At 71.5% G+C, this 12,775-nt stretch carries 9 protein-coding genes, 1 pseudogene and 1 riboswitch; of the genes and pseudogenes, 4 read left to right on the forward strand and 6 right to left on the reverse strand.

Going from position 1 to position 12,775, the window contains the following annotated elements; all coding sequences use genetic code 11:
• Positions 1-2 precede the first annotated feature (2 nt).
• From ACFVST_RS06285 to ACFVST_RS06305, 5 genes are all read right to left on the reverse strand, one after another.
• On the reverse strand, positions 3-1,037 hold the full coding sequence (locus tag ACFVST_RS06285; RefSeq protein WP_390147387.1) for a ribonucleotide-diphosphate reductase subunit beta: 1,035 nt from the start codon (positions 1,035-1,037) through the stop codon (positions 3-5).
• Complete coding sequence (locus ACFVST_RS06290; RefSeq protein ID WP_390147389.1) at positions 1,037-3,382, reverse strand: ribonucleoside-diphosphate reductase subunit alpha; 2,346 nt, start codon at positions 3,380-3,382, stop codon at positions 1,037-1,039. The genes ACFVST_RS06285 and ACFVST_RS06290 overlap by 1 nt, the downstream gene beginning before the upstream one ends.
• A 135-nt stretch (positions 3,383-3,517) precedes the next feature.
• Positions 3,518-3,670, reverse strand: a riboswitch (cobalamin riboswitch).
• Between the two features lie 89 nt (positions 3,671-3,759).
• Positions 3,760-5,391 (reverse strand): monocarboxylate uptake permease MctP, encoded by a 1,632-nt coding sequence (mctP, locus tag ACFVST_RS06295; protein ID WP_390147391.1) that lies wholly within the window; start codon positions 5,389-5,391, stop codon positions 3,760-3,762.
• Positions 5,388-5,675 (reverse strand): DUF3311 domain-containing protein, encoded by a 288-nt coding sequence (locus ACFVST_RS06300; RefSeq protein ID WP_390147393.1) that lies wholly within the window; start codon positions 5,673-5,675, stop codon positions 5,388-5,390. The genes mctP and ACFVST_RS06300 overlap by 4 nt, the downstream gene beginning before the upstream one ends.
• Before the next feature lie 192 nt (positions 5,676-5,867).
• A complete protein-coding gene (locus ACFVST_RS06305; RefSeq protein ID WP_390147395.1) occupies positions 5,868-6,650 on the reverse strand; it encodes a GntR family transcriptional regulator in 783 nt (260 codons plus the stop codon).
• Positions 6,651-7,077: 427 nt separating this feature from the next.
• On the opposite strand from ACFVST_RS06305, the pseudogene ACFVST_RS06310 reads away from it, so the two are divergent.
• Both ACFVST_RS06310 and ACFVST_RS06315 read left to right on the forward strand, forming a co-directional pair.
• Positions 7,078-7,323 (forward strand): annotated as a pseudogene (locus tag ACFVST_RS06310) (carbohydrate ABC transporter permease); the annotation flags it as partial.
• Between the two features lie 10 nt (positions 7,324-7,333).
• Positions 7,334-8,833, forward strand: a complete 1,500-nt coding sequence (locus tag ACFVST_RS06315) for a glycoside hydrolase family 3 protein (protein WP_390147397.1) — start codon at positions 7,334-7,336, stop codon at positions 8,831-8,833.
• A 13-nt stretch (positions 8,834-8,846) separates the two neighbouring features.
• On the opposite strand, the gene nagB is transcribed toward ACFVST_RS06315, so the two are convergent.
• The gene (gene nagB, locus ACFVST_RS06320; protein WP_390147399.1) at positions 8,847-9,632 is read right to left on the reverse strand and encodes a glucosamine-6-phosphate deaminase; all 786 of its coding nucleotides are present in this window, start codon (positions 9,630-9,632) and stop codon (positions 8,847-8,849) included.
• 256 nt (positions 9,633-9,888) lie between these two features.
• Here nagB and ACFVST_RS06325 point away from each other — a divergent pair, with 256 nt between their 5' ends.
• Together ACFVST_RS06325 and ACFVST_RS06330 are read left to right on the forward strand one after the other, a co-directional pair.
• Positions 9,889-10,809 carry a pentapeptide repeat-containing protein gene (locus ACFVST_RS06325; RefSeq protein WP_390147401.1) on the forward strand — a complete coding sequence of 307 codons (921 nt, stop codon included), beginning with the start codon at positions 9,889-9,891 and terminating at the stop codon, positions 10,807-10,809.
• 413 nt (positions 10,810-11,222) lie between these two features.
• Positions 11,223-12,710 (forward strand): sensor histidine kinase, encoded by a 1,488-nt coding sequence (locus ACFVST_RS06330; RefSeq protein WP_390147461.1) that lies wholly within the window; start codon positions 11,223-11,225, stop codon positions 12,708-12,710.
• The last annotated feature ends 65 nt before the right edge of the window (positions 12,711-12,775 follow it).

The following is a 12,775-nucleotide window of genomic DNA, read 5'->3' on the forward strand; positions in this document are numbered from 1 at the left end:
TCCTAGAAGTCGTCGTCGAAGGAGACCGAGCCCTCCACCGCGACCTGGTACGCCGAGGGGCGCCGTTCGAAGAAGTTGGTCAACTCCTGCACGCCCTGGAGCTCCATGAACGAGAAGGGGTTCGTGGAGCCGTACACCGGGGCGAAGCCCAGGCGGGTCAGGCGCTGGTCGGCGACGCACTGGAGGTACTCGCGCATGGAGGCGGTGTTCATCCCGGGCAGGCCCTCGCCGCAGAGGTCCCGGGCGAACTGCAACTCCGCCTCCACCGCCTCCCCGAGCATGTCCGCGACCTGCTGCTCCAGGGCGTCGTCGAACAACTCCGGCTCCTCCTTGCGCACCGTGTCCACCACGTCGAAGGCGAAGCTCATATGCATCGTCTCGTCGCGGAACACCCAGTTGGTGCCGGTGGCCAGGCCGTGCAGCAGGCCGCGGGAGCGGAACCAGTACACATAGGCGAAGGCGCCGTAGAAGAAGAGGCCTTCGATGCAGGCGGCGAAGCAGATCAGGTTGAGCAGGAAGCGGCGCCGGTCGGCGGCGGACTCCAGCCGGTCCATCTCCTCCACCCCGCCTTCAGATACAACGGCCATCCACTTGAAGCAGAACGCGGCCTTCTCCCGGATGGAGGGGATGCTCTCCACCGCGGCGAAGGCGGCGGCCCGGTCGTCGTGGTCGGGGAGGTAGGTGTCGAGCAGCGTCAGATAGAACTGGACGTGCACGGCCTCCTCGAAGAGCTGCCGGGACAGATAGAGGCGCGCCTCGGGCGAGTTGATGTGCTTGTAGAGGGTGAGCACCAGGTTGTTGGCGACGATCGAGTCACCGGTGGCGAAGAAGGCCACCAGCCGTCCGATGAGGTGCTGCTCCCCGGGCGTCAGCTTCGCCAGGTCCGCGACATCCGAGTGCAGGTCCACCTCCTCGACGTGCCAGGTGTTCTTGATGGCGTCCCGGTAGCGCTCGTAGAAGTCCGGGTAGCGCATGGGGCGCAGGGTCAGTTCGAAGCCCGGGTCGAGCAGGTTCTTGGTGGTGCCTTCGGCGGTCATCACTGGCAGGCCTCGCAGGTCTCGGGGTTTTCCAGGGAGCAGGTGACGGCGTCCGCCGCGGGGGGCGGCGCCGTGCCCGCGGCGGCGCGCGCGATCCGGGTCGCCGGCCGGGAGCGCAGGTAGTACGTGGTCTTGAGCCCCTGCCGCCAGGCGTAGGCGTACATCGAGGAGAGCTTGCCGATGGTGGGTGTCTCCAGGAAGAGGTTCAGCGACTGCGACTGGTCCAGGTACGGGGTACGGGCCGCCGCCATGTCGATCAGGCCGCGCTGCGGGATCTCCCACGCGGTGCGGTAGAGCGCCCGTACCTCCTCGGGGATCCAACTCAGGCCCTGTACCGAGCCGTTGGCCTCGCGCAGCGCCTCCCGGGTGCGGGCGTCCCACACCCCGAACTGCTTGAGGTCGTCCACCAGATACGAGTTGACCTGGAGGAACTCCCCGCTGAGCGTCTCCCGTTTGAAGAGGTTGGACACCTGCGGCTCGACGCACTCGTAGACGCCGGCGATGGAGGCGATGGTGGCGGTGGGGGCGATGGCCAGCAGCAGGGCGTTGCGCAGCCCGGTGCCGGCGATCCGCTCACGCAGCGCCGCCCACCGCTCGGGCCAGGCGGTCTCGGTGCCGTAGTGGTCGGGGTGGAGCACGCCCTGCGCGGTGCGGGTCAACTCCCAGGCGGGCAGGGGGCCATGCCGCTCGGCGAGGTCGGCGGAGGCCTCGTAGGCGGCGAGCATGACGCGCTCGGAGATCCGGGTGGAGAGGGCGCGGGCCTCGGCCGAGTCGAAGGGCAGCCGCAGCCGGAAGAAGACGTCCTGGAGCCCCATCATCCCCAGACCGACCGGCCGCCAGCGGGAGTTGGAGCGCCCGGCCTGCTCGGTCGGGTAGAAGTTGATGTCGACGACCCGGTCCAGGAAGGTGACTGCGGTGCGTACGGCCGCGTCCAGCCGCTCCCAGTCCAGCTCACCGCTTTCGGTGTCCACGAAGGCGCCCACGTTCACCGAGCCCAGATTGCAGACCGCGGTCTCCGCGTCGTCGGTGACCTCCAGGATCTCGGTGCACAGATTGGACGAGTGCACGGTGTGCCCGGGGGTCGCGGTCTGGTTGGCGGTGCGGTTGGCGGCGTCCTTGAAGGTGATCCAGCCGTTGCCGGTCTGCGCCAGGGTCCGCATCATCCTTCCGTACAGGTCCCGCGCGGGCAGGGTGCGCTGGGCGAGGCTCGCGGCCTCGGCGGCCTCGTAGGCCCGGTCGAACTCCTCGCCCCACAGGTCGGGCAGTTCGGGTACGTCGGCGGGGGAGAAGAGGGACCAGTCGGCGCCGTCCTGCACGCGGCGCATGAAGAGGTCGGGGATCCAGTGCGCCAGGTTGAGGTTGTGGGTGCGGCGGGCGTCCTCACCGGTGTTGTCCCGCAGCTCCAGGAACTCCTCGATGTCGGCGTGCCAGGTCTCCAGGTAGACGGCGGCCGCGCCCTTGCGCCGGCCGCCCTGGTTCACCGCGGCGACGGAGGCGTCCAGGGTCTTCAGGAACGGCACGATCCCGTTGGAGTGCCCGTTGGTGCCGCGGATCAGTGAACCGCGGGCGCGGATACGGGAGTAGGCGAGGCCGATGCCGCCGGCGTGCTTGGAGAGGCGGGCCACCTGGTGGTAGCGGTCGTAGATGGAGTCGAGTTCGTCCAGCGGCGAGTCCAGCAGATAGCAGGACGACATCTGCGGGTGCCGGGTGCCGGAGTTGAAGAGGGTGGGGGAGGACGGCAGGTATTCCAGGCGGCTCATCAGCCGGTAGAGCGCGGTGACCTCGTCCACGGCGGGCGCGCCCTCGTCCTCGGCGAGGCCGCAGGCGACCCGGAGCAGGAAGTGCTGCGGGGTCTCCAGGATGCGGCGGGTGTCGGGGTGGCGCAGCAGATAGCGGCTGTAGAGGGTGCGCAGCCCGAAGTAGCCGAAGCGGTCGTCGCCTTGGGGGTCGACGGTGGCGTCCAGGCGGGCGGCGTGGCGGGCGGCGAACTCGGCGGTGCGGTCGGCGACCAGGCCCGCCCGGTGGCCGGCCGCGATGGACTCGGAGAAGCTCCGTACGCCCTCGGCGGCGGCCTCCTCGGTGAGGGCGCCGGCGAGCAGGCGGGCGGCGAGCCGGGAGTAGGCGGGGTCCTCGGAGATGAGGCCGGCGGCGGCCTCGGTGGCCAGTTCGCGCAGCTCGGCCGCGTCGGCGCCGGCGGACCGGCCGCGGAGTGCGGCGGCGGCGACCCGGCCGGGGTCGGCGTCGGGCAGGTCGGCGGTGAGACCGGTCAGGGTCCGCAGCAGCGCGGCCCCGTCGTCGCCGGTCCGCTCCTGGAGTGCGGTCGGATCGGCTGGCGCGATGGTCACGGAAGCTCTCCCTCGCTCGGCTCCGGTCCCGCGGGGGCGGGGCGGCGAGGCGCGCGGGAGTGGCCGTACGAGGGCGGCACCCGGCGTCCACCGGCCCACTCCGCGAGGCCCGGACGTCATCGGTGCCCGGGCCGGACGGCCGGGCACACCGTCGGCAGGTCATCGGACTCACGGACCCGCGGGGGCGGGCCCGTTCACCGTTGCGGGACAGTTCCGGATTTTCACCGGATTCCCCTGCGGCGACAGCGGGATGAGCATACATCTGGTGCCGCCTGTGCTGAGCCACCCCCACATCTTGTGTGCCGGCCCGCGGCATACGTACGGGCCGCCGGGGGGATCCGGCGGCCCGTACGCAGGCGGTGGGGGGTTCGGGTGGGTCAGTGTGTGCTCTCCGCGGCGGTGGCGGGCGGCAGTTCGGTGCGGACACCGGGGTCGCCGGCGTCCGCGGTGTAGTCGCCGGGCGAGGTCTCGTCGACGCCCTCGGGTGCCTTCACCGCCTTGAGGACGACGGTGAGGACCACCGTCACCACCACATTGAGCACGAAGGCGGTGAGGCCGATGTAGCCGATCTCACCGATCCCGGGGATGGTGTCGGAGCTGCCGCCGAAGTGCTTCTGGGTGGGGCTGGCCACCCCGTACGCGGCGGACGTGCCGTAGACCATGCCGACGGCCCAGCCGGCCAGCAGCGCCCAGCGGTGGAACCAGCGGGTGAAGAGGCCGCCGACCAGAGCCGGGAAGGTCTGGAGGATCCAAATGCCGCCCAGGAGCTGGAAGTTGATGGCCACCGTCTTGTCCATACCGAGGACGAAGATCAGCGCGCCCACCTTCACCAGCAGCGACACCACCTTGGAGACCTTGGTCTCCTGTGCGGCGGTGGCGTCGGGTTTCAGGAAGTCCTTGTAGATGTTGCGGGTGAAGAGGTTGGCCGCGGCGATCGACATGATGGCCGCGGGGACCAGCGCGCCGATGCCGATGGCCGCGAAGGCGACGCCCGCGAACCAGTCCGGGAACATGTTCTCGAAGAGCTGCGGGATGGCCAGTTGGCCGTTGTCGACCTTGATGCCGGCGGCGATCGCCATGAAGCCGAGCAGCGCCAGCAGGCCCAGCATCAGCGAGTACAGCGGCAGGATGGTGGTGTTGCGGCGGATCACGTTGCGGCTGCGGGAGGAGAGCGTCGCGGTGATCGAGTGCGGATACATGAAGAGCGCCAGCGCGGAGCCCAGGGCCAGCGTGGCGTAGCCCCACTGGCCGGCCTCGGCGGGGGCGAGTGCGCCGCGTGGTTTGCCGGTGGCCGGGTTGGTCTGAGCGAAGGCGTCGTTCGCCTTGCTGAAGATGTCGTCGAAGCCGCCGAGTTTGATCGGGATGTAGATGATGGCGACCGCGATGACCAGGTAGATCAGCCCGTCCTTGACGAACGCGATCAGGGCGGGCGCCCGCAGGCCGGACGAGTAGGTGTAGGCCGCGAGCACCGCGAAGGCGAGGAGCAGCGGCAGGTCCTTCACGAACCAGTTGGTGTTGTCGCCGCCGCCGACCCCCATCACGTCCAACACGGCCTGGATGCCGACCAGTTGGAGTGCGATGTAGGGCATGGTGGCGAGGATGCCGGTGACCGCCACCGCCAGCGAGAGCCCCTTGGACCCGAACCGCCCGCGGACGAAGTCCGAGGTGGTGACGTACCCGTGGCGGTGCGAGACGGACCAGAGCCGCGGCAGGAAGGTGAAGATCAGCGGATAGACCAGGATGGTGTACGGCACGGCGAAGAAGCCGGCCGCCCCCGCCGCGTAGATCGCCGCCGGCACGGCCACGAAGGTGTACGCGGTGTAGAGGTCGCCGCCGAGCAGGAACCAGGTCACCCAGGTACCGAACGACCGCCCGCCCAGGCCCCATTCGTCCAGGCTCTGCTGATCGGCCGCCCGGCGCCAGCGTGCGGCGAGGAAGCCCATGACCGTGACGGCCGCGAAGAAGAAGATGAACACCGCGAGTGCGACACCGTTCACTCCGTCCTTCACCGCACGTCACCTCCCTTGCCACCGGCGGCAGTTGAGGTGGCGGCCGCGGCGCGGGCCCGCTCGTCGCGCCGCCACAGCTTGTACGCGGTCATGGTGAGCGCGGTGGAGATCACCACCCACAGCATCTGGTACCAGTAGAAGAAGGGGATTCCGATGAACGTCGGGTCGATCTTTGCGTAGGTGCTGACCTGGAGCAGCGCCACGAAGGGCGCGATCAGGCACAGCGCGATGACGACGCGGACCGGTGTGACCACCGGCCTGCCGACTTCCGGCACTTCTGACATGGTGCGGTTCCGTCCCCTCAGCTCGCCTTGCTGATCACCTGGACTTGCGCAGGAAAAAAGTAGGCGACGGCACCGCCTGTGGGAACCCCCGAGAAATAACGGTTCGTCGGCGCCCCGCACCTGCCCGAGCTGGGCACTTGCGCGAACTGGGAAAACGGGTTCCGCTCAGCTCGACCGGATGTGCGCCCCGGCTCAGTCCACCGGCCGCTTGAGCCGCGCCACGAACTTGTAGCGGTCGCCGCGGTAGACGGAGCGCACCCATTCGACGGGCTTGCCGGTGCCGTCGATGGAGTGGCGGGAGAGCATCAGCATCGGCAGGCCCACGTCCGTACCGAGCAGGCCCGCCTCGCGCGGGGTGGCCAGCGAGGTCTCGATGGTCTCCTCGGCCTCCGCCAGATGCACGTCGTACACCTCGGCCAACGCCGTATAGAGAGACGTGTACTTGACCAGGGAGCGGCGCAGCGCGGGGAAGCGCTTGGCGGAGAGGTGGGTGGTCTCGATGGCCATCGGCTCGCCGCTGGCCAGCCGCAGCCGCTCGATCCGCAGCACGCGCCCGCCGGAGTTGATGTCCAGCAGCCCGGCCAGCATGTCGTCGGCGGTGATGTACCCGATGTCCAGGAGCTGGGAGGTCGGGTCGAGGCCCTGGGCGCGCATGTCCTCGGTGTAGGAGGTGAGTTGGAGCGCCTGGGAGACCTTCGGCTTGGCCACGAAGGTGCCCTTGCCCTGGATCCGCTCCAGCCGGCCCTCCACCACCAGCTCCTGCAACGCCTGCCGCACGGTGGTGCGGGAGGTGTCGAACTCGGCGGCCAGTGTGCGCTCCGGCGGCACCGGGGTGCCGGGCGGCATGGTCTGCGTCATGTCCAGCAGATGCCGCTTGAGGCGGTAGTACTTGGGCACCCGTGCGGTGCGCCCGGTGCTGCCCGCCTCGGTGGCCGTGGCCGGCTTCGTTGAGGTACTGCCCGCCTCGGTGTCCATCGTCCGCCTTTCCGGCTCCGTGTGTGCCGCCGTCACCGGATCCTTCGTCCTGTGCGCGTCACATGGTGGCACGGGCGGGCCCTCCGGGGGCGCTCTCCCCCGGATGTCGGTCCGGTAACGGACGTGGCCGCCCTGCTGACCGAACCCTTGACACCCTTAAAGGTATAGGCCAAGCTCCCGGTGATGGTCTAAACCACTTGGCGATCAGTCCCGGTCCACGGGTACGGGCGGACGTCCGGCGCCCTGTGGCTTCGCGGTGGGCAGGGGGACTTTCCCGAGGTTTCCCGAGGAGGGTGGCGTGAAACGCAAGCTCATCGCGGCGTGGGGGCCGCGGCCATGGTGATCGGCCTCGCGGGCGTCAACAAGGAGTTCGAGGCCCACCAGGGCGTCGAGGCCAGGTCGAGACCCAGCAGTGGAACGGCGTCCGCTGATGTCGACCTCGCTCTTCGGATTCATCACCGCCTGGAACGAGTTCGCCATGATCCTGATGCCGAACAAGCACCCGGACGCGCAGCCGCTCACCCTCTGGCTGACGCGGTTCCAGACCGCGTTCGGCGGCGACTGGGGTGCGACCATGGCCGCGTCCACCCTCTTCGCCCTGCCCGTACCCATCGTCTTCCTCTTCCGCCAACGCCGTGCCGTCGGCGGTACGACCGCCGGCGCGGTGAAGGGACAACGCCCCCATGACGACGCTCGCCCCCCGCACCGACACCCTCACCCGGGACGCGCTCGCCGTGCTCCAACCCGGCTTCGACGGCACCCGCGCCCCGGACTGGCTGCTGCGCCGGATCGACGAGGGCCTCGGCTCCGTCGGCCTCTTCGGCCGCAATGTCACCGACCCCGGCCAGGTCGCCGCACTCACCGCCCAACTGCGCGCGGTCCGCGAGGACATGCTGGTCGCCATCGACGAGGAGAGCGGTGACGTCACCCGGCTCGAAGTCCGCACCGGCTCCTCCTTCCCCGGCAACCACGCACTGGGCGCCGTGGACGACACCGACCTCACCCGCGACCTCGCCACCGAACTCGGGCGCCGCCTCGCCGCCTGCGGAGTCGACCTCAACTGGGCGCCGTCCGCCGACGTCAACTCCGACCCCGGCAACCCGGTGATCGGAGTGCGCTCCTTCGGCGCCGACACCGCCCTGGTCGCCCGGCACACCGCCGCCTACGTCGAAGGGCTCCAGGAGGCCGGAGTCGCCGCCTGCACCAAGCACTTCCCCGGCCACGGCGACACCTCAGTCGACTCGCACCACGCCCTGCCCCGGATCGACGTGGACGCGGACACCCTGGACACCCGTGAACTGGCGCCGTTCCGGGCCGCGTTCGCGGCCGGCAGCCTCGCGGTGATGAGCGCCCACATCCTGGTACCGGCACTCGACCCGGAGCACCCGGCCACCCTCTCCCGCCGCGTCCTCACCGGACTGCTCCGCGAGGAACTCGGCTACCAGGGCCTGATCGTCACCGACGGCATGGAGATGGCCGCGATCTCCGCCACCTACGGCATCGCACGCGGCAGCGTCATGGCGATCGCGGCCGGCGCCGACGCCATCTGCGTCGGCGGCGGACTCTGCGACGAGGGCACGGTGCTCCGGCTGCGGGACGCCCTGGTCACCGCGGTGCGCTCCGGGGAACTCCCCGCGGCCCGACTGGCGGACGCGGCCCGCCGGGTACGGGAGTTGGCCGCCTGGACCGCGGCCGCCCGCGCCTCCGGACGACCCGGCCCCGCCCCGCGGGACGGCATCGGCCTCTCCGCCGCCCGCCGCGCCGTCACCACCACCGCGGCCCCCGGCTCAGCGCCCCTGATCCCGCTGGTCGCACCCCCGTACGTCGCCGCGCTCACCCCGATGGCGAACATCGCGGTCGGCGAGGAGACGCCCTGGGGGGTCGCCGCCGAACTGGAGCGGCTGCTGCCCGGCACCGAGACCGGCGGCTGGTCCGGCCGGGAGGCGGGCGCCGAGGTGCTGGCCGCGGCCGGCCCCCGGCGGATCGTGGCCGTGGTCCGCGACGAGCACCGGCACCCGTGGATGGCGCGCACCCTGGACACCATCCTCGCCGCCCGGCCGGACACCGTGGTGGTGGAGATGGGCGTACCGCAGACCCCGCCGCGGGGCGCCCTGCATATCGCCACCCACGGCGCGGCCCGGGTCTGCGGCCGCGCCGCGGCGGAGATCATCGCCGGGGCATGACGGGGGACACCCCCTACAGCCCCTGCCAGTCCGGCTTGTGGGCGTAGGCGTGGCGGAAGTAGCCGGCCAGCTTCAGCTTGGCGGCGGCCGGCTCGTCCACCACCACCGTTGCGTGCGGGTGCAGTTGGAGCGCGGAGGCCGGGCAGACCGCGGCCAGCGGCCCCTCCACGGTGGCCGCCACCGCGTCCGCCTTGCCCTCGCCGGTGGCGAGCAGCACCAGATGGCGGGCCTCCAGGATGGTGCCGATGCCCTGGGTGATGACGTGGTACGGCACCTGGTCGACGTCCCCGCCGAAGAAGCGCGCGTTGTCCTCCCGGGTCTGCTCGGTGAGCGTCTTGATCCGGGTGCGGGAGGCCAGCGAGGAGCAGGGCTCGTTGAAGCCGATGTGCCCGTCGGTGCCGATCCCCAGCAGTTGGAGGTCGACCCCGCCGGCCGCGGCCAGCGCCGCGTCGTAACCGGTGCAGGCGGCCCGCACGTCCTCGGCGCTGCCATCAGGCCCGAGGAAGGCCGCCTTGGCGATGCCCAGCGGCGCCAGCACCTCCCGCGCCAGCACCGAGCGGTACGACTCGGGGTGGTCGGCGGGCAGCCCCACATACTCGTCGAGCTGGGCGACCCGGGTCCGTGCGGTGTCGACGGTGCCCGCGGCGACCTTGGCCGCCAGTGCCTGGTAGACGGGCAGCGGGGTCGAGCCGGTGGCCACGCCCAGCAGGGCGTCGGGCTTGCGCCGCAGCAACTGCGCCATGGCCTCGGCGATCAGCTCGCCGCCTGCCCTGGCGTCCGGGACGATGACAACTTCCACGCTGGTCCTGCCGATCTTGAAGAGGGCTCAACTCATATAGTGGACTAGACCAATCCTAGCCCCAATCTAGCAGAACGGACCCCGGCGTACCCGGCCCGCCCGGCGCCCATCAGACGCCGGAGGCCAAGGTCGAGTGCCCCCGCCGAGGCACCCCGACCCACGGCCCCGCCTCCCCTCCCACTCTGCGACACTTGGGCGGCCCGGCGGGTACCGCAGCCCGCCCCGGCGTACCCGTGGACAACCAGGAGGCAGACGAGTGCCGCAGCATCCGCGCACCCGGCGGCGCCCCACCCGCCCCCGCCCGACGGCCACCGCGGACGCGGGCGCAGATACGGGCACAGGCGCGGGCTCCGGTGCCGGTCCCGGCGCGGAGGCCGACCGGCTCGGGCTGCACGCCGACTGCACCCGGTGCTTCGGCCTCTGCTGCACGGTGCTGCCCTTCTCCCGCTCCGCCGACTTCCCCGAGGACAAGCCCGCCGGACGCGCCTGCCGCCACCTCCGCCAGGACTTCCGCTGCGGCATCCACAGCGAACTGCGCGACCGCGGCTACACCGGCTGCACCGTCTTCGACTGCTTCGGCGCCGGCCAGAAGGTCTCCCAGGCCACCTTCGGCGGCCGCGCCCCGCACACCGCCCCCGGCGACCTCGCCGCCATGGCCGAGGCCTTCTCCGTACTGCGGCCGCTGCACGAACTCCTCTGGTACCTCGCCGAAGCGCTCCGCCTGCCCCGCACCGAACCCCTGCACGGCGAGCTGCGCACCGCACTGGCCGCCACCGAGCAGCTCACCCTGGGCGACCCGGCACAACTGGCCGCGGTCGATGTGCCCGCCCACCGCGCCGAGGTGAACGACCTGCTGCTGCGGTCCAGCGAACGGGCACGGGCCGGCATCCCGGGGCGCCGCGACCACCACGGAGCCGACCTCGCCGGGGCCCGGTTGCGCGGGGCCCGGCTGCGCGGGGCGTCCCTCCGCGGCGCCCTGCTGATCGCCGCCGACCTCACCCGCGCCGACCTCACCTCGGCCGACCTGATCGGCGCCGACCTGCGCGGCACCCTGCTGGCCGGCGCCGACCTCACCGGCGCCCTCTTTCTCACCCAGGCCCAGCTGAACGCGGCCCGCGGGGACACAGCCACCGTGCTCCCGGCCCACCTCTCCCGCCCGTACCACTGGGTGAGCTGACCCACACCGCGTCCCGGGGCTGTCCCCTCCGCCGCACCCCGTGGCAGGGTGGCGCCGAGCACACCGCACCCCGTCGCGGCCATGAAAGCCATGGACAGGACAGAGTGGTCTAGTCCACAATGGCGGGGATCGAGCCTCCGTCCTTCCCGCACAGAAGGACGGACCCGGGGACCGGCGCTCTCTGCCCTGACCGCGCCGCTCCCCTCCTACGGCCGGACCGGGACCGCACACCCACCGGCCGGATTGCTCCGGGCTGCGGTGCCGGGAGGGTCGAGGGTCCCTCCCAGGCGCCGCGGCCCGCGGGTTGGACGCGCGTTTCTCAAGGCTCGGTTCGCCTCCGGGGCGCGGCCGGTCGACTCGGGGACCCGGACGGGCTCCGTACCGGACGGGTTAACCTCGGCGGCGTGCCCTCGATGAACGATCTCGTACGCCAGCACACCGCTCTCGGTGACGCCGACCTCGACTGGCTCCATCTGCTGGTCTCGGAGTGGCAACTGCTCTCCGACCTGTCCTTCGCCGACCTCGTCCTGTGGGTGCCCACCCGGGACGGCACCCGCTATGTCTCGGTGGCGCAGATGCGGCCCAACACCGGGCCCACCTCCTACCAGGACGACATGGTGGGGCACCTGGTGCCGCGCGGCCGGCGCCCCATGCTGGACGCCGCGCTGGACGAGGGCCGCATCGTGCGCGAGGGCGATCCGGAGTGGCGCGAGGAGGTACCGGTCCGGGTCGAGTCCATCCCGGTGCGCCGCGAGAGCCGCGTCCTCGGGGTCATCGCCCGCAACACCAACCTGCTGACCGTGCGCACCCCGTCCCGCCTCGAACTCACCTATCTCCAGAGCGCGTCCGACCTGGCGCAGATGATCGCCCAGGGCACCTTCCCGTTCCCGGAGCAGCAGTCCGACATGGACGTCTCACCGCGCGCCGGCGACGGCCTGATCAGGGTGGACGCCGACGGCATCGTCCAGTACGCCTCGCCCAACGCGCTGTCCGCGTACCACCGGTTGGGGCTCGCGGTGGATCTGGTGGGGCACCATCTGGGCACCCTCACCGCGGAACTCGCCCCGTCCCGCGGCCCGGTGGACGAGGCGCTGACCAAGCTGGCCAGCGGCTGGGCGCCGCGCGAGTTCGAGATCGAGGGCGGCGAGGACGGGGTGATCCAGGTCCGCGCCATCCCCCTCAAACCCAAGGGCCCGCGCATCGGTTCCCTGGTACTGCTCCGCGATGTCACCGAACTCCGCCGCCGCGAACGCGAGTTGATCACCAAGGACGCCACCATCCGGGAGATCCACCACCGGGTGAAGAACAACCTCCAGACGGTGGCCGCCCTGCTGCGGCTCCAGGCCCGGCGGATCGGTTCGGAGCAGGGGCGGGAGGCGCTGGAGGAGGCGGTGCGCCGGGTCGGTTCCATCGCCATCGTGCACGAGACGCTCTCCCAGACGCTGGACGAGCGGGTGGAGTTCGACGAGATCGCGGACCGGGTGCTGGCCATGGTGGCGGAGATCGCACCCGGAAAGGTCACCGGCCGCCGCACCGGCCGCTTCGGCATTCTCGACGCGGAGGTCGCCACCCCGCTCGCCATGGTCCTCACCGAAGTTTTGCAGAACGCCCTGGAGCACGGCTTCCGACCGGGGGAGCGGGGCGCCGTGGAGGTGTCCGCGGTCCGCGGCGGCACCAGCAGACAGGCCCGCCTGCTGGTCACGGTGCAGGACGACGGGGTGGGCCTGCCCGAGGACTTCGACCCGCACCGCTCCGGCAATCTGGGGCTCCAGATCGTACGGACCCTGGTGGAGGGCGAGTTGGGCGGCAGCTTCGACATGGCGCCGGCGCCGGAGCGCGGTACCCGGGTGATGCTGGACATCCCGGTGCGGGCCGAGAAGCAGATCCGCGCGGAGGCATAGCGCGAAGTGGCCCGGCGGGCCGGTGAGTTGGAGGGGAACGGCACGGAGCCCCGGACCTTCGTCGG

Source organism: Streptomyces sp. NPDC058045 (genome assembly GCF_042885635.1).
Classification (GTDB): domain Bacteria; phylum Actinomycetota; class Actinomycetes; order Streptomycetales; family Streptomycetaceae; genus Streptomyces.